Source organism: Scytonema sp. UIC 10036 (assembly GCF_009725235.1).
In genome coordinates, this window is record NZ_WJFC01000152.1 from 1 (window position 1) to 18,382 (window position 18,382).

At 42.3% G+C, this 18,382-nt stretch carries 8 protein-coding genes; 6 read left to right on the top strand and 2 right to left on the bottom strand.

All coding sequences use genetic code 11. From position 1 onward, the window contains the following. Window positions 1-433 precede the first annotated feature (433 nt). Complete coding sequence (locus F7734_RS43645) at window positions 434-3,490, bottom strand: S-layer family protein (protein ID WP_155750616.1); 3,057 nt, start codon at window positions 3,488-3,490, stop codon at window positions 434-436. Between the two features lie 669 nt (window positions 3,491-4,159). Between F7734_RS43645 and F7734_RS43650 the strand changes: the two genes are divergently transcribed. From F7734_RS43650 to F7734_RS43660, 3 genes are all read left to right on the top strand, one after another. Further along, window positions 4,160-4,867: a DUF928 domain-containing protein gene (locus F7734_RS43650; protein ID WP_155750617.1), complete on the top strand. Its 708-nt coding sequence runs from the start codon at window positions 4,160-4,162 to the stop codon at window positions 4,865-4,867. 97 nt (window positions 4,868-4,964) lie between these two features. Next, on the top strand, window positions 4,965-7,577 hold the full coding sequence (locus tag F7734_RS43655; RefSeq protein WP_166482515.1) for an EAL domain-containing protein: 2,613 nt from the start codon (window positions 4,965-4,967) through the stop codon (window positions 7,575-7,577). A 194-nt stretch (window positions 7,578-7,771) separates the two neighbouring features. Then, the gene (locus tag F7734_RS43660; RefSeq protein ID WP_155750619.1) at window positions 7,772-9,502 is read left to right on the top strand and encodes a tetratricopeptide repeat protein; all 1,731 of its coding nucleotides are present in this window, start codon (window positions 7,772-7,774) and stop codon (window positions 9,500-9,502) included. A 353-nt stretch (window positions 9,503-9,855) separates the two neighbouring features. On the opposite strand, the gene F7734_RS43665 is transcribed toward F7734_RS43660, so the two are convergent. Further along, window positions 9,856-10,977 (bottom strand): glutamate--cysteine ligase, encoded by a 1,122-nt coding sequence (locus F7734_RS43665; RefSeq protein ID WP_155750620.1) that lies wholly within the window; start codon window positions 10,975-10,977, stop codon window positions 9,856-9,858. A 238-nt stretch (window positions 10,978-11,215) separates the two neighbouring features. Here F7734_RS43665 and F7734_RS43670 point away from each other — a divergent pair, with 238 nt between their 5' ends. The 3 genes from F7734_RS43670 to F7734_RS43680 all read left to right on the top strand — a co-directional run bounded on the left by F7734_RS43670 (window position 11,216) and on the right by F7734_RS43680 (window position 18,353). Continuing rightward, a complete protein-coding gene (locus F7734_RS43670) occupies window positions 11,216-11,911 on the top strand; it encodes a Mo-dependent nitrogenase C-terminal domain-containing protein (protein WP_155750621.1) in 696 nt (231 codons plus the stop codon). Window positions 11,912-12,008: 97 nt separating this feature from the next. Next, window positions 12,009-13,037 carry a GTPase ObgE gene (obgE, locus tag F7734_RS43675; RefSeq protein ID WP_155750622.1) on the top strand — a complete coding sequence of 343 codons (1,029 nt, stop codon included), beginning with the start codon at window positions 12,009-12,011 and terminating at the stop codon, window positions 13,035-13,037. Between the two features lie 855 nt (window positions 13,038-13,892). After that, complete coding sequence (locus F7734_RS43680) at window positions 13,893-18,353, top strand: NACHT domain-containing protein (protein ID WP_155750629.1); 4,461 nt, start codon at window positions 13,893-13,895, stop codon at window positions 18,351-18,353. Window positions 18,354-18,382: the final 29 nt, after the last annotated feature.

Sequence of the window (18,382 nt, forward strand, 5' to 3'; positions counted from 1 at the left end):
AATACCCCCCTTTCATCCCCCCTTGGTAAGGGGGGACAGAATACCCCCCTTTCATCCCCCCTTGGTAAGGGGGGACAGAATACCCCCCTTTCATCCCCCCTTGGTAAGGGGGGACAGAATACCCCCCTTTCATCCCCCCTTGGTAAGGGGGGACAGAATACCCCCCTTTCATCCCCCCTTGGTAAGGGGGGACAGAATACCCCCCTTTCATCCCCCCTTGGTAAGGGGGGACAGAATACCCCCCTTTCATCCCCCCTTGGTAAGGGGGGACAGAATACCCCCCTTTCATCCCCCCTTGGTAAGGGGGGACAAAGGGGGGTAATTTTCGTACCTCACCAAGTTGAAATCTGCTGTATCTAATTTTCATAGTCTTATCGAATCGCAATACCGTAACCTTAAAATAGCCATTTTGTTGTTTTGTTCTTTGGCAATTTTACTGTCCTTTACAATCAGTTGAAGATAACCAAGGGCTTTGGGGAGTCACTTGAGCAGCTTGCGCTGTGAGCAGAATTTCACCTTTGGAATTAATCACGATCGCTTGAGCTTCCGATATCGAATCGCTCTCCTGAGTCACGCTCGAAGTTGATGAACGAGCTTCCTTTGCATTCCTAATTGATGGGGATTTCTCTGTTGGAATGGGAGATGTATCCAAATCTTGCAATGACATCTCGGCGTTCAACGGACTTTCAGGGTTAGGCAAAAGCCCACCCCGTCCAGTGACCACAAATTTACCAGCCGCCTGTCCTGGGTTAGCCCGACAACCTTGAGCGATGGTATTAGAAGCATCAGCCAATTGCACGGGTAAGTCCACTAATCCTTGAGTTGGATCGACATCAGGGGTTTTAATTTCCACTTCCCCGCTAACGCCATAAGTAGAACTAGCAGTAATATCGCTCAAAGCCGTCTGCTGGATGCGGAACTTAGTACCAAAAACACTCTGAGCCGAAATTTTAATGTTACCTCCCCTTCCTTTCAATGCATCAGCTTTAATGTCGCTATTTTCTGAAGAAACTGCAACTAAAAAACCTGTATTAATATTGATATTGCCACCATTTCCCTGTCCGCTAGTAGTTCCTACTGTTGCAGAAATCATGCTACTACGACCCATTTGGATTGTATCCCTTACTCGTAAGGATATTTCACCACCATCATCAGAAGCAGTTTCTGCTAAAATTTTCGCTTGTTGATCGAGCAAAAGAGAACGAGAAGTGAGGTTAATATTACCTGCCTTTCCAGCCCCAGTTGCTTGTACATACAATCCACTACTTGCCTGAGCATTTGAAGAAGTTCCAATGAGTTTGACTGTGTCGGATGCATTAATCGTGATGTTTCCTCCCTCATTTCCAGCAAAGGTAGAAGCAGAAATGCGTGCTCCATTTTGAATGAGTAGATTATCCGTATTCACAGTCAAGTTACCTGCAGGTGCTTCCCCATATGTTGAAGTAAACAAACCGCTCAGAGACTGACCATCCTCAGAAGTACCAAGAAGTTGAACTGTATTTGTAGCTGTTATGTCGATTTGTCCACCAGGCGCTAAACCATTGGTTATTGCCTGAATTTGAGCACCATCTTGTATCAATAATTGCTTAGTATCGATTTCAACACTTCCTCCTGCACCGCGATCGTATGTAGAAGCTGAAATTCGTGCTTGTTTTCCTTGGAGCGTTAATTGTTCGGTTTTTAAAGTTATGTTACCTCCTTGACTTGTTGCTCCAGCCTCCACCTGAGCAAACAAACCACTGAAGTGTGGATCTGTGGCTTCTCCCCGCACTTCCACTGTAGGCGCAACAACAGAAATACTGCCAGCATTCCCCGCTCCAAATGTGCCAACCGACACCTGAAAACCGCTACCCATATGTAATGTTCCGGTTTCGATCGCGATGCTGCCACCCTGACCGCTTGCTCCTGGTTCAACTTGGCTTAATACACCACTGATTGAAGTAGCAGTTTGGTTGCCCATCAGTTCTACTTTCCCAGCATGAATCGTTATATTACCCGCATCTCCATCACTGTAAGTAGAAGCAGACATCCTCGCTCCATCTCCGACACTCAAATTTCCAGTTTCAATTCTGATGTCTCCAGCTTTTCCAGATCCAGTTGTATCAGTAAACAAGAGACTGGGAATCAGCATATTAAATAGTTTTGACTCTCCTACTACAGTGAGGGAGTTCGAGGCTTTTACTGTTAAGTTACCGCCCAATCCACTATTTGTAGTAATGACCGCTACCTGTGCTCCATCTCGAACCCACAAATTATTTGTATCAATTATTACATTACCGCCAATTTCCATCCCTGTTGTTTGAGTTCCTAAAATACTGAGGTTTGTTAATTCTATATCTGCAGACCGAAGAGTCATATTCCCTCCACGACCTGCACCCTCTGTTTCTGTAAAAACAACTGTGTCAAACCCAGTGAAAGTCATTTTCTGAGCTTCCAGAGTCACGTCTCCCCCGGAAACTGAACCAGATGCGATCGTCCGTATCTCAGAATCACTCACCGATAATTGATTGGCTCGGATCGCAATTCCACCACCACTCTCCGTGCCATCGACATCCGTTTTGGCAGTCAGACTTGAATGCTCCAGTAAGGTAACTGCCTCCCCTTGTATGTGAATATTACCGCCACCCGAACCGCTAACATCAATTGAAGATCCTTGAAGTTGAAGATTTTGAAATGTTCCAACACTAGAATATCCCAAAGCAAACCCTTGAGACGTTGGATTTAAACTAACAAAACTGTCATCATCCACACTACCTAGTTCAATACGACCCCCAGGAACAGTTATATTTCCATTTGCCCCCATAATTTCACCACCAACAAGTGCTAAGGTCGTATGAGATTGCCCTTGAAGCCCAGCAGGTTCTCCAAAAAAGTTTGTGACTGTTCCATCCCCATTAAATTGGGATTGGTTCACAATCGAACCCGGATTTTTACCAAATTGCAAGCCAATAGGTACGCTAATAGTTAACAAAGGGGTGGTAGGATTGGTAGCGCTAAACTCCTCCCCATTGGAAAGTTTTAAACTATTGGCAGTACTTGCAATAAAAGAGCCACCAATATTTAACTCAGCGTTTGGACCAAAGACAATACCATTTGGATTGATCAGAAACAGGTTGGCTTTCCCTTGAGTTTGAATTAAACCGTTGATGTTAGAAACCGTTCCTCCAGTGACGCGACTGATGATATTTTCAATACTAGAGGCATTGTTGAAAATACCCGCTCCTCCTGTGGGTACAGAAAAGTTTGTGAAGCTGTGAAACAGGTTATTACCTACCTGTGTTCCTCCTGTAATGACAAAATCCAGACCTGGTGTTGTTCCACTTGTCACAACCGTTGGGTTGGACAGGGTGCTATCTGGAGAAATTTGCGCGATTGCTACCGCTGAAGTGTTTAATGTAACAAAAATAATAATAACTCGATTGACAAATTTGAAAGTTTTTTTGTATAAAATGTGTCTTGATATTTGGACGCCTAACGGCTTAGCGTTCATATATGTAATTTTCGATAATTTGATTCGATCGGAAGGTAAATGTTAAGAGACATTTTGAGCGCATCAATCTAGTAGTCACCTCGTTCCCAGGCGGAGCCTGGGAATGCCTTACTAGAGGCTCCGCCTCCCGTATAAGGCTAGACGAGGCAGCAGCCCACCAGACTGCAAGTTGGTTTAGATCCCCGACTTCTTGAAGAAGTCGGGGATCTGGCAACCCCTTAAAATCAATCTAGCGGGGATGGCTCGTTGCTATTATCAGAAGAATATAAAATCTAATAACAGTTCTGTTGTAATTCACAATGGCTTCAAGTGTAAAGTTCTACTAGAAAAACTTTGTATCTTGGATTGAACAATTGGTGAGATAAAGAAACTTGGCATCTTCCCGATCCGGGTTTATAAAATCTCTATTGTCTCATAGCTCAAATATGATTCCTATAATTGCATATGCTCGGAATTCATTTTGGATTAGTTGAAATTACTGATAAATGAAATACTTTTTTCTAAAATTCATATTTTATTTAGTTAAAATTACTCAAATTTTAACTCATCTTAATAATATTTTTAGTATGAAAAATCTATAAAATTTTTGATTTTAATTTTTTAGGACAAGAAAATGATATATCACTATTACTAGTGTATTTTGCAAAAAAAAATAAGTAGTACAAATATATGCTTGAAAATAAAATTAAAATTATGGTGCCGATAACTATCTTTTTGACTTATCTACTAGCTTTATCATTGATACTACCACAAATAGTTATGGCAGAATCTAGAGAAGGATTCCCAGGACGGCGAGTAGGAGGCGGAACACGCAGTGGGTGCGAACTGAATTCCAAGCAACTGATGGCATTATCGCCCGAAAACAATTTGGGATTGACAAAAGCAGCGTATCCGACATTGTTTTTCTTTGTACCCCAAACCTCTACTCCCAAAACAGTAGAGTTTGTCCTTAGAGACGATAAGAACCATTTAGTCTACGAGAAAACTTTCACAAAAACTGGTTCATCCGGAATTATTAATCTCAGCTTGCCTCAAACGACATCTTTACCTCCACTAACCATTGGGAAAAACTACCGTTGGTATTTGTCAATGATTTGCGAACCAAACAATAGAGCTAAAGATATTGTTGTATCAGGTTGGATTCGACGAGTACAACTAGACCCCTCATTGACTCAGAAGTTAGAACAAATAAAAACAGCAGCAGATCGTGCTGACTTATATGCCAGTGCGGGACTTTGGCAAGATGCACTTGTCACATTGGCTGAAGATCGTTACACTCAACCTAATAACTCTCAATTAGTTACAAGTTGGACAAAACTTTTACAAACTGAAAAGTTAGAAGCGATCGCACAAGAACCGCTTTTAGGTAATCGTTAGTGGTTAGTTGTTAGTGGTTAGTTGTTAGTTGTTAGTTGTCAACCACTAACCTACTCCTTACTCCCTACTCCCTACTCCCTACTCCCTACTCCCTAATGTGATTGCTCAATTTACCAAAAAGTTGTCTTCCCTACTGTCAGTCGTTAATAGCTACTGTCAGCACAAAGCCATTGCAACATTAAGTGTTAAACAATCGGTTCTTGCAGCCAGTATTCTTATGGCTGCGCTAGTGCTAGCTACCAGATACACGGGTGGATTGCAATTTTTGGAATTACTTGCTTTCGACCAAATGGTGCGCCTTGTATCTAATTCCGAACCAGACGAACGATTGTTGGTTGTTGCAATTACAGAAGCTGATATCGAGAAACTGAAACAATGGCCTATCTCAGACCAAACCCTTGCCCAAGCCTTAAAGAACCTGCAACAATATAAACCTAAGGTTATTGGGATAGACCTTTACCGCAATATTCCAGTACCACCGGGCGACAAGACTCTGTTTCAGGAACTTCGCCGTCCCAACGTAATTAGTATTTATGAGTTTGGGGGTGTGGACTCTGAAGGAGTTCCTTCTGTTCGAGGTGTATCCCCAAAGCAAATAGGTTTTAACGACTTGTTGCTTGACCCTGATGGTGTTATCCGTCGTCATTTGATGTACGCGTATGAAGGTGAGAAAAAGTATTACTCTTTCTCCCTGCGATTGAGTCTCAAATATTTAGCACAACAAAATATTTCCTTCAAAAGGACACCAGATGGATTGCAATTAGGCAATACCAATTTTCCTGCTTTAAGTACTCATTCTGGTGGGTATCACAATCTTGATGATGCAGGCTACCAAGTGCTTGTGCCATACCGTTCGGTGAACGTAGCGCGGCAAGTCACCTTAAGTCAAGTGTTACGCGGAGAAATCAATCCGAATTTGGTAAAGGATAAGGTTGTCCTAATTGGTACAACCGCACCCAGTATTAAAGACATTTTTTTCACTCCTCATAATGCAGGACACTCAGCAAAAGCAATAACACCGGGAATTTTTATCCACGCTCAATTTGTGAGTCAACTCTTGAGTACTACGCTAGATCGAAAACCGTTAATTTGGTTTTGGTCGGAATGGGAAGAAGCCCTATGGATATTTTCATGGGCTTTGATAGGTGGTGTATTGGCTTGTCGGCTTCGACATCCTCTTTTTTTGGGCGTAGTTGGAGTGATTTCCTGGGCTAGCTTAGGTGGCATTTGCTTTTATATATTTCTTCAGGGAGGCTGGATACCTTTTGTCCCCGCATCTATAGCATTAATTCATACAGAAATAATTGCATATTGTTACGTATTGTTACGTAATTCGCTTCACGATCCCCTCACCGATTTACCCAATCGAGACTGTTTTCTTAAGAGTTTGGAAGTGGCGATCGCTCTTAGCGCAAGCCGTACCCGGCTTATCGCAAACTCACAACTTCGGCAAAATATGCGATTTGCCGTATTATTTATCAATTTAGATCGCTTCAAGATTATCAATGAAAGCCTTGGTTACCAAGTAGGTGACCAACTCTTAAAAAATACAGCAAAAAGATTAAAAGCTGGTGTAAGAAGTAGAGGAACAGTTGCAAGGGTGGGAGGCGATGAGTTTGCGATTTTGCTCTTAAACATGAGCCATACCAGTGAAGCAACTCAGTTAGCTGATGAACTCCAACAGCAAATCAGTCAACCCTTTCACAAAGATGGGCAAGAAATATTTACGAGTATTAGCATTGGTATAGCCTTTAATCAAAGCGAACTTAACTACCATCCAGTAGAGTTATTGAGAGATGCCCACATAGCTATGTACCGAGCAAAAGACTTAGGCAAAGCTCGTCATCAAGTCTTTGCAACAGGTATGCATACCCAAGTCATCAAGCGCTTTCAACTCGAAGCCGATCTTCGCCGGGGAATAGATTTAGAAGAATTGTATCTTGTATACCAGCCAATAGTGTCGCTAATTACAGAAAAAATAGCTGGATTTGAAGCACTTGTCAGGTGGAACCATCCCAAGTATGGTTTTGTCCCTCCTTTAGAATTTGTTTCAGTTGCAGAAGAAACTGGTCTAATTATTCCTTTAGGAAAGTGGATTTTTCAAGTAGCTTGCCGTCAATTATCTATATGGCAAGCCCAATTTCCTGCAAGCCCCCCCTTAATGATGAGTATAAATCTTTCTGGGCAACAATTAACTCAACCTGATTTAGTTGAATACGTTGAACAATCTTTAAAAAAAACCGGATTAGATGGGCGGAGTGTAAAATTAGAAATTACTGAAAGCGTAGCCATGAAAGATGTGGAAGCAGCTATATCCGTAATGCTACGGTTAAGAAGTTTAAACTTAAGGTTAAGTATAGACGATTTTGGTACGGGGTATTCATCTTTAAGTTATCTACACCGCTTTCCAGTGAATACACTAAAGATAGACCGCTCGTTTGTTAGTCGAATGGAAGATACTGATGAAGATGCAGCAATTGTTCAGACGATCGTTATGCTCAGCCATTCATTGGGGATGGATATTGTTGCGGAGGGTGTAGAAACAGTCGAACAAAAAGCAAAATTGCAAGCGCTCAATTGTGAATACGGACAAGGCTATTTCTTCTCCAAACCTGTAGATAGCAACACAGCAACAGCGCTATTACAAAGCCAGTTTTATACAGCAGATAGCTGTTTGGTAGAGGAACAGCACAAGATGCCTCAAGCTTGAAAAAGGAATATCCCCCACTCCCCTTGTTCTTTGGAGAAACACAATTTGTGGAGAAAGTAAAAAAATTATCTACCTTTACCGTAGAATTGCCCGGAAACGGCGTGCAAAGTCGTGAATAATTATATTATCGAGCACCGAGCACAGTGAAAATAAGCGTGTAATCTATCAAACTAGCTACTAGCAATTTACTTAAGATGAACCCAAAACCGCCTCTACCCAGTAACGAAATAGCCAGACTCCATGCACTGCGGCAGTATCAAATCCTCGATACCCCTCCAGAGAAAGTGTTTGATGATTTCACCTTTTTAGCTGCACAAGTTTGTCGTACTCCAGTAGCTTTGATCAGCTTATTGGATGGAAATCGGCAGTGGTTCAAATCCAAGATAGGTGTAACAATATCTGAAACTGAGCGAGATGTTGCCTTCTGCGCCTACTCAATTTTGCAACAACAACCACTAGTCGTTAGAAATGCCTTACTAGATAGTCGATTTGCCAAAAATACCCTCGTCACCGCAGAACCTAACATTCGGTTTTATGCAGGTGCGCCTTTAATTACGTCGGAAGGATTTGGCATTGGAACACTTTGCGTTATAGACTTCGTACCACGAGATTTAAGTCTCGAACAGGTAGAATCACTGCGATTGTTGAGCCATCAAGTTGTAGCACAATTAGAGTTACGGCGCAATGCGATCGCTTTGTCACGTACTCTCACTCAACGACAGCAAGCAACCGCACAATTTCGTCAGCAGCTAGAGTTCATTGAAATCTTTTACCAACGCGGAGAGGAAAAAGCAAAAAAAGGAGACTATCAAGGCGCGATCGCAGAATTTAACCAGTTTTTGCGCTTAAATCCTAGAGGTTTTAAAGCATACTATGGTCGAGGACTTGCCCGCCAAAAATTGGGAGACAACAAAGGAGCGATGGCAGACTTAGATTTGTACTTGCAGTTTTATCCCAATGATAGTGAAGCTCATTATTATCGAGGACTGCTGCGTTTAGAGTTAGGAGACTATCAAGGAGCAATTGCGGACTACAGCAATGTTGTGCAAAGCAATCCTGAAAATTTTACTCTTGAGAATTTTGGCTCCATCAATTCCGAACTTGCAGACAGACAACAATTACTTCCTAATCATACCCCATCTTTAGGAAGTAATTCCCGCAATTTTGAAACCGATATTAATATTATCCCAGAACGGAAGTTTTCTCAATTTGAACTTTCTCAGAGAGATTCCAGCAGCACAACTGAAATCTCTACTCATTCTTTATTGCTCAATTACAACGATAATAACGATAACGAACTTTACCTGACCTCCAAGCATTCCCAATATGAAATTCAAGATTACGTTCAACCTTTAGACAGCAACTCCGAACTTAACCAAAAATATATAAGTCAAGGTAACACTTGCTTGGAAATTGAAAATTATCAAGATGATATTGATGATTTCACCCAGTATTTAGAAAGCAGTGCTAGCGATCTCGACGTTTACCTCAAACGAGCAAATTCTCGCTTTAAGCTTAAAGATTACAAAGGGGCAATTGAAGAATATACCCAATTTATAAAGCTTTCACCAAATGATGCTAAGGCATACTTCAACAGGGGAAATTGCCGTTATGAGATGGAAGATTACACGGGGGCTGTGGAAGATTACAACCTCTCTGTATCACTCAATCCTAATGACGCAGAAGCTTATATCCATAGGGCACATGCTCGGTCTAAGCTTCAAGATTACAGAGGTGCAATTGAAGATTACACCTACTTTTTGCAAATGAATCCTGATGATGCTAAGGCTTATATTAGTCGGGGTAATGCTCGCTCTAAACTGAAAGATTACAGCGGTGCAATTGAAGACTACAAAAAGGTGTGGTCTAGACCAATTGTTCAACGCTCTTCGTTGCCAAGTGCAGACAATTTACACGATTTGTAAAAGGGAACAGAGAAATCCCCACACCCTCTCGTTCCCAGGCTCCGCCTGAACGTAGGTTGGGTTGAGGAACGAAACCCAACATTTATCAGCATTTGTTGGGTAACGCTCATGCTCTACCCAACCTACAATTTTCGAGAGCCCTTGCAGTATTGAACCCACACAACGTATTCTCGAAAATACCACGCACTGCGATCGCCTCTTTTGTTGGCTTTAGCGAGTACCGAAGTTTCGGGAAAAATGCCCAAAAGCATTTCATTGAGAGCCTTTGAGAGATTTAAATAAATTCATTCACGGGTATTGGGGTTAAGTTGGGTTTCGTTCCTCAACCCAACCTACGCTCTTCTTAATGTTGATTAAAGTTTGCCAATGCGTATAGAGCTTAAATAAGTTGATTGTAATGCCTGCTCTATGGAACCTAATCTTTGAAAGTTATCAATCATATTATGTGCTGGTGTTTTTCGTTGTTGAAGAGACTCTTTAAGAGATACTAACAAATAAGCATCTGGATCGTCCTTGAGAGCCACTTTAGCAGCTTCTAAGACTTGGGTTGCGATCGCAAAAATCTCTTCATTATCAAACCCTTCTCGTGCTGAAAGTTGATGCAAAGCCGCATCAGGTACAATAGCTCTACCCTTTAGTTTTTGGTCTAAAACCAGACCTTTTAATAATGCCAGTAATTGAGCATAAATAGAAAAATCACAACAACTATCAAAGGCTTTAAATTCAATACGACCGACTTCTGCAGGAAGACGAGCAATTTTTGTTGAGGAAGGAACGCTTTTAATCAGTTGTTCCTGATTTTCTACAAAAACTAGAGTTGCCGGTCTTTTTCCTGTTCTGACAAAAGTTCTCACAGAAAGCCCTTGCCATAACTTCCCCTGATAAAAGGGAGAACTATAACTAAAAGGAACAATGTAAGGGCTGTAATAAGTTAATTTTTGACCGATATCAATTACACGTTCAATAGGTAGCTCCGCAACGGAAATATTTAAATCTGGTCCGTAGGTGACCATATAAATATGAGCAGTGCGATCGTCAGGATAAGCTTGTAGATATTTTCTTTCAACATCATTCAAGGGGGGATTTGGTTCGTAATTGGTAAGATATGGATTAAAACTGATTAAAACTGGTGAAAAACCAAATTCTTTAGCAACTTCCTTTAATAAATGAAAACTTTCCGATAGTTCGGTAATAGTGCTGTGAATATCAGGGTGTATAGTTGTTCTAATTTCTATACCTCTAGGAACGCAATCAATCATTTCTTCAGATTCAGAAAATCGTTCAAATCCTTCTATATACCACCTTTTTTTTCTGATGCCAGCATCTCCAATATGTAATTGAGTGCGATCGCTAGGATAAATCGGTAGTTTTTCGATAATTTGATTAAAATCAGCGTATGTCGTGCGAGAAAAATCAGCAAACTTTCCTTCTTGATTGAGGAAAGCCACTTCGTGTTCAATACCAAAATAAAACATTATTTTATCTTAATTTTTAATTAAAGGAGCAAGTTTGAAGTGAAAAAAATAAAGAAAAATTTAAGAATCTATCCGGGTACGTATGTTTGGCAAAACCGGACTTGAAGTCGCAAAAATATCAGCTTTCATCCCTTATCCTTCATACTTTTACAATTAAGATTTATAGTATACGCCTTTTACCCTCTGCCCTCTGCTCTCAAGTTACGATAAACTCAGAATGGCTTGAGGGCTTGAGTTTATGACAAATGCTGTAAAATCTCCATACACCAACGAACAGATAGCTGCTTGGCTGCGTGGGTTGCTAACCATCGCTTGGGCAGATGGTGACTTTGACGCTCAAGAACAAGAATTAATTGCTAACATTACTAAAGATGAACTCGCTCCTAGCATTAAAGTAGAATCCTACGAACCTATAGAACCAGAGGAACTGTCCACAATTCTGGGGAAAGGGACAAAAGTCGCAGAAAACTTCCTCCGCACGGCTGTCATGGTGGCGATCGCAGACGGAACATATTCTTCCAGCGAAGACTACATTTTGCACCAGTTCTGCAAAGTTCTGGAAGAGCCAGAAGATATGTTAGAAGCACTGCGCCACACATTGGAACACTCTTACCAAGTGTCAGCAACCACCCCAGCGTCTCCAGTTTCCCTACAACCAACACCTACTAAACATCAAGTTGACGCGCTTCATCCTCTGCGAGAATGGCTAGACAAATTAGATATTCAAGACCCAAGAGTTGCTCGTTTTCTATGTAAAATGATACCATCACAATGCCCATTTGAGAGGGATGTGACTCTTTTTGGACGTAAGATAGTCCACATTCCACCGTTGTGTAAACTTAATCCACTTTACGAGCAACTAGTTGGCTTGCGTTTCCGCGCTCTCTCCTATCTCGCGGATGAGTGCGGTGAAGATGTTTCACCATATATTTAGTTAATGGTTAGTGGTTAGTGGTTAGTAGTTAGTCGTTAGTAGCTCTTGACCACTAACAACTAACAACTAACAACTAACAACTAACAACTAACAAATTATGAAATTTATCGATCGAGCAGAAATTGAAATAGAAGCAGGTTCGGGAGGGGATGGTATAGTCGCCTTCCGACGAGAAAAGTACGTACCTGCAGGTGGTCCCTCTGGTGGTAATGGGGGAAAAGGCGGTTCGATCTACCTAGTTGCCGTGGAAAACCTGCAAACTTTGTTAGACTTTCGATACGAGCACCGCTTTAAAGCAGAAAATGGTTCTCGTGGAGGACCAAATAACCGAACAGGAGCCAATGGAAAGGATTTATACCTTGAAGTTCCAGTAGGAACGATTGTCTATGACGCACAAACGGATGAAATACTGGGGGATTTAGTTCAACCAGGACAATCTTTATTAATTGCTGCAGGCGGTAAAGGCGGATTGGGAAACCAACATTTTTTGAGCAACCGCAATCGCGCCCCCGAATATGCTCTCCCTGGTTTACCAGGGGAGATAAAGTTCCTCCGTTTGGAGTTAAAACTTTTGGCAGAGGTAGGCATTATTGGATTGCCAAATGCAGGAAAATCAACTTTGATATCAGCTTTATCAGCAGCACGCCCCAAAATTGCTGATTATCCCTTTACAACCTTAGTGCCGAATTTGGGAGTTGTGCGAAAACCAACGGGTGATGGTACGGTTTTTGCGGATATTCCTGGATTAATTGAGGGAGCATCTCAAGGTGCGGGGCTGGGACACGATTTTTTGCGTCACATTGAGCGAACCCGCGTACTGCTACATCTCATTGATGCCACGAGTGAGGATGCGATCGCTGACTACAAAACAATTCAGCAAGAGTTACAAGCCTACGGACAGGGTTTAACAGAACGTCCGCAAATTTTAGCGCTCAATAAAATTGATGCTGTTGATAGAGAAACAAAGGATTTGGATGCACTAGCCGAGCAACTCAATCACCTGTCTCATTCTCCTGTCTTCCTCATTTCAGCCGTAACTGGAGTTGGATTGCAACCGATGTTACAGCAAGTTTGGTCAATTCTCGACCAAATGAATGCTGTTGAAGTTGAAGAAATCTCTGTCTAATCTCTCCTGTTATGGTAACTTAAGATACACGTAGGGTGGGCATTGTTCACGCTAATTAACGCTCTGCCATCACTTCCGCTCCCAGAAAATTTGAAACCCTATTTTTAGGTTAGGGTCTGCTGAAAAAGAGATGAAAAGGCAATAGAAGGAAAAATTTTAGGTTATCCTAGCTTTATTTTCATGCACTTAAATATATGTCTTTGGTCTGAGAATCTAGAGACTGTCTCCTTTTCTTTCTTTTTCAGCAAGCCCTAGGTTAGTCCGCTTAGATTCTCTGTAACCGTTCACGGGGGTGAAAGTGCGATCGCCTTGAGCGGCGCTAGTTCAGCTATGCTGGGGGATCTCTTGGCAGAGGGCAGCTATGATCCTATGCTTTTCAGCGTTAACCGTTCACGGGGGTGAAAAAATGAATACAAGAGCGTTATCCGGTTAAAATCAGCGCGAATATGGGTAAAGTATAAGTTTAAGAGAGCGGGTTTCTGAATGAATCTTATCTGAACCGTATTGGATTAGAGCATCCAACGTTTACTGTTTGGCTTCCGCTCTTGATCGCGTCTAGCCAAAGGTACGATGCTCTGTATCCAAGTGGTTTATTGAAATAGGTAATCTTCAAGGGGGACAGAAGTCAATACTGCTCGGTTAAGAAAATTGTCGCGAGAGACAAGCGCCTTTGTGCAGGGGTTACAGGGGGTGCAGGAGAGGAAAAAACGGCTTAACCGACAAGTATTGGGACAGAAGTTGCTTGGAACATAGAGTTTCTGCGGATGTCACTCATGACAAGGCATATAAAAAGTTCTATATTTTTGATAGAAAATTTCTAATCCAAAACATAATATTTAGCGGGAATTAATGACTATGGAGCTGAACGCTGTAATCAGCACAATTGCCAGTATTACTACTTCACTAACAAGGGACAAGATTCAGCGCCAGAAGAGTGTAACAAGCTTATTAAAGCGATTTAATCTTGATCCAGACCATCCTTCAACGGATTTCACAAGTGTTTATACTTATACTCTAGTAGAATATGGTGTTGGCAAACCCAAACCCTTACTTGAACTGTTCCGACAACAAGAAATTCAACAGGCTTTTCGTAATGGATTTGACGACAATAACCCCTCAAGAATCTTGAATGAAGTCGATAAATATCTTAATGAGTATGCCTTAGGAGATGACATTAAAGCTTTAGGACTCAACATTAAACGAGAAGTTGCTGCTTTTGCAGCGGTTTTTATTGAAGTTGCCAATCGCACGCGAACTCCTGCTGAGGTTTTGAGGGATCTGGTGATAAAAGACTTGCGTCAAACCATGATACATTTGACCGAAAAACTTGACAGGTTACCGACAAATGAGAGTATTAGAACTGAAATAGCAAGGCTGTTGGCAGCACAAAGCGATCTAGAATTGCCAGAAGTATCTTCACCACAGGAAAACAAACTTAAGGCAATTGCTCTAGCTCAACAGATGCGAGGCTGGTTTGAAACTTTGGACTACGACTTTGAGAAAGATGAAGTTTGGTCAGATAAATATTTTGAATGGATTATCCGCGTTCCAGTGCGACGACGTGGATATGACCGCGTTCTTGTGCGTGGGATTGAAGGGGAGGCAGAACTAGGTGATGTGAGAGCTTTGCGCCAGTCGGTGGAAGCAAAAAACACAGATGAAGGCTGGTTAGTGACGGCAAGACGCATTTCACCAAAAGCACGTGAAGAAGTGGAGAAAAAAGAAAATCGCCATCTTGCCTGCTATACATTCGATGAATTGATAGATGAAGAAGTTGACTTTAGCGGATATCTTGACTGGCTAGAGAACGAAATTAAACGTCGAGAAATTGACACCAAGTACGTACCGCTTGCCTGCATTAAAGAAGAGTTTGATCGGGATACCAAGTCGCGATTAGGGCGTAGTCGTTACGATAATATTGATAGTTACATAAACCTATGGCTAGCCGATCCAGCAAAGGAGCATATCTCAATTTTGGGAGAGTTTGGCACTGGAAAGACTTGGTTTGCTTTCCACTACGCGTGGCAGATAATGCAACAATATCGGGATGCGAAAACACAAGGTTTAGAACGTCCTCGCCTTCCGTTAGTTATTCCGTTGCGCGACTATGCCAAAGCATTGACGATAGAGTCACTATTTTCGGAATTTTTCTTTCGTCAGCACGAAATTCGCACAAAATATTCGGTGTTTGAGCACCTCAACCGCATGGGGAAGCTGCTGTTGATATTCGATGGCTTCGACGAAATGGCAGACAGAATTGACCGCCAAAAGATGATTAACAATTTTTGGGAGTTGGCAAAAGTGGTGGTTCCCGGAAGCAAAGTTATCCTCACTTGTCGTACTGAACATTTTCCCGAAGCCAAGGAAGGACGAGCGGTATTGCGGGCAGAACTGCAAGCTCCTCCTACTGGCAAACTGATTGGGGAAACACCGCAGTTTGAAGTGCTCGAACTTGAAACATTTAACGATGAGCAAATCCGAAAGGTGTTGTCATTTAAAGCGGAAACAGCCACAGTTGACCTGGTGATGGGGAATCAGCAGCTGTTGGACTTGGCAAGGCGTCCGGTAATGAGTGAGTTAATTTTAGAAGCATTGCCGGATATTGAAGCAGGAAAGCCAGTAGATATGTCGCGGGTGTATTTGTATGCAGTGCGGCAAAAGATGGAGCGGGACATCAAACAGGAGCGGACTTTTACTTCTTTAGCGGATAAGCTCTACTTTTTGTGTGAGTTGTCTTGGGAGATGCTCTCTACTAACGAGATGAGTTTAAATTATCGACTTTTCCCAGACCGGGTTCGTCGTTTATTTGGTGATGTTGTACAACAGAAAGATTTAGACTACTGGCGCTACGATCTACAAAGTCAGACCATACTCATCCGCAACGCAGATGGGGATTACACCCCAGCCCATCGCTCTTTAGTGGAGTTCTTTGTGGCATACAAGTTAGCAGCTGGGTTGGGGATTTTGGCTGATGATTTTATTGAATTGGCGCAACAGCAATCTTATGTAGAAGTTAACGCCAAGCCTCAGAATTACACTTGGTCATCCTATTTCCGGCGACAAATGGATGAAGCAGGTAACATCATTATACCCATACCACCTTTGAAAGCATTTACTCCTGAAACTCTCATACAACTGCGAAATACTTTTGGCAAAGCACCACTGACAAAAGCGGTTATAGATTTGTTGTTGCCAATGTTGGCAAAAGGAGAGATTGTGGAATCTGCTCTGCTGAAAATTCTGGAACAAACAAAGGGCAAAACTAGAGGAGAAGTAGAATATATCGGCGGGAATGCAGCAACATTGATATTAAAGGTTAACAAGAAGGCTTTGGAAGGCAAAGACCTGGAACGTGCTGTAATTATAGGAGGCAATTTTACTAATGCCAGCCTGCGAGATACCAAGTTTGCTCAAGCGGATTTGACTGACTGTGTTTTTACTAAAGTCTTAGCCAGCGTCCGAACGATAGCATTCAGCTTAGATGGCAACCTGTTAGCTACAGGTGATTATGATGGCGTGATTCGCTTGTGGGAAGTGGCGAATGGCAGAGAACTTTTGGTTTGTAAAGGACACATTGGTCGTATAAACTCAGTTTCCTTCAGTCCAAATGGTGCGATACTTGCTAGTGGTAGTGATGACCAAACAGTTCGTTTATGGGATATCGAAACTGGTGAGTGCTGTCATACATTGGAGGGGCATACCCTTTTGGTGCGTTCAGTTGCGTTCAGTACAGATGGTAAAACGCTTGCTAGTGGTAGTGAAGACAAAACAGTTCGTTTATGGGATATCGAAACTGGTGAGTGCTGTCATACATTGGAGAGGCATACCCTTTTGGTGCGTTCAGTTGCGTTCAGTACAGATGGTAAAACGCTTGCTAGTGGTAGTGAAGACAAAACAGTTCGCATATGGAATATCAAAACTGGTCAATGCCTCCACACTCTGAAGGAGCACAATGAACAGGTGAACTCAGTTGCGTTCAGTCCAGATGACGCAATGCTTGCCAGTGGTAGTGATGACAAAACGGTTCGTCTATGGGATATCAAAACCGGTCAATGCTGCCGCACCCTAGAGGAGTATACCAAATGGGTAAGTTCAGTTGCATTTAGTCCAGATGGTCGAACTCTTGCGATCGGCAGTGGAGACTACAAAGTGTGGTTATGGGATATCAGTACTGGTAAATCCCGCAACCCTTTGGAGGGACACACCAGTTGGGTAAATTCAGTTGCGTTCAGTCCAGATGGTGCAATTCTTGCCAGTGGTAGTGGTGACCAAACAGTTCGCCTCTGGGATATCAACACTGGTATCTGCTTCAACACTTTACAAGGACACATTAGTTGGGGCGTAAATTCAGTTGTGTTCAGTCCAGATGGTGCAATTCTTGCCAGTGGTAGTGGTGACAAAATAGTTCGCCTCTGGGATATCAACACTGGTGAATACCGTACCTTTGAAGGGCACACCAGTAGGGTAAACTCAGTCGCGTTCAGTCCAAATGGTGCAATTCTTGCCAGTGGTAGTGATGATCAAACAGTTCGCCTCTGGGATATCAATACTGGTGAATACCGCATCTTAAAGGGGCACAGTAGTTGGGTAAGTTCAGTCGTTTTCAGTCCAGATGGTGAAAAGCTTGTCAGTGGTAGTGGTGACAAAACAGTTCGCCTCTGGGATATCAAAACTGGTGAATGCCGCATCTTAAAGGGGCACAGTAGTTGGGTAAGTTCAGTAGCGCTCAGTCCGGATGGTACAATGCTTACTATTAGCAGTGGTAATTCAACGGTGTTACTTTGCAATATTAACACGGTTGACCTCAGTATCATAGAAGAGCGCCCCCTAGAAGGGCACACTCTTTCAGTTCGTTCAGTTGCCTTTAGTCGAGATGGTGCAATACTTGCCAGTGGTAGCGATGACCAAACAGTTCGCTTATGGAATATCAACAATAATACACACAGCAATAGTATATGTTTTCAGCATACTAGCCGAGTAAATTCTGTCGCGTTCAGTCCAGATGGTGCAATGCTTGCCAGTGGTAGTGGTGACTATAAGCTTTGGTTATGGAACGTTAACCGCGAAAAACCCCTTCATACCTTGCAGGAACATACTGGTCGAGTAAACGCAGTCGCTTTTAGTCCAGATGGTTGTATGCTTGCTACTGGAAGCGAAGATGGCACAATTAAGCTTTGGAAAACTCAAACAGGGGAATGTGTAAAAAAGTTGAGAATACCAGGACTTTATGAGGGCATGAATATCACGGGCGTTATAGGTTTAACTGCAGCTGAGAAAGTTACCCTCCAAGCTTTAGGTGCGAAAGCAGGTGTGTAATGTCAACTTATAGCTTTACCATCACTCTC

Bases quoted from the DNA above. Each gene is read 5' to 3' on its own strand.
- F7734_RS43670 (WP_155750621.1), top strand. From the start codon at position 11,216: ATGACAAATGCTGTAAAATCTCCATACACCAACGAACAGATAGCTGCT.
- obgE (WP_155750622.1), top strand. From the start codon at position 12,009: ATGAAATTTATCGATCGAGCAGAAATTGAAATAGAAGCAGGTTCGGGA.
- F7734_RS43680 (WP_155750629.1), top strand. From the start codon at position 13,893: ATGGAGCTGAACGCTGTAATCAGCACAATTGCCAGTATTACTACTTCA.
- F7734_RS43665 (WP_155750620.1), bottom strand. From the start codon at position 10,977: ATGTTTTATTTTGGTATTGAACACGAAGTGGCTTTCCTCAATCAAGAA.
- F7734_RS43660 (WP_155750619.1), top strand. From the start codon at position 7,772: ATGAACCCAAAACCGCCTCTACCCAGTAACGAAATAGCCAGACTCCAT.
- F7734_RS43645 (WP_155750616.1), bottom strand. From the start codon at position 3,490: ATGAACGCTAAGCCGTTAGGCGTCCAAATATCAAGACACATTTTATAC.
- F7734_RS43650 (WP_155750617.1), top strand. From the start codon at position 4,160: ATGCTTGAAAATAAAATTAAAATTATGGTGCCGATAACTATCTTTTTG.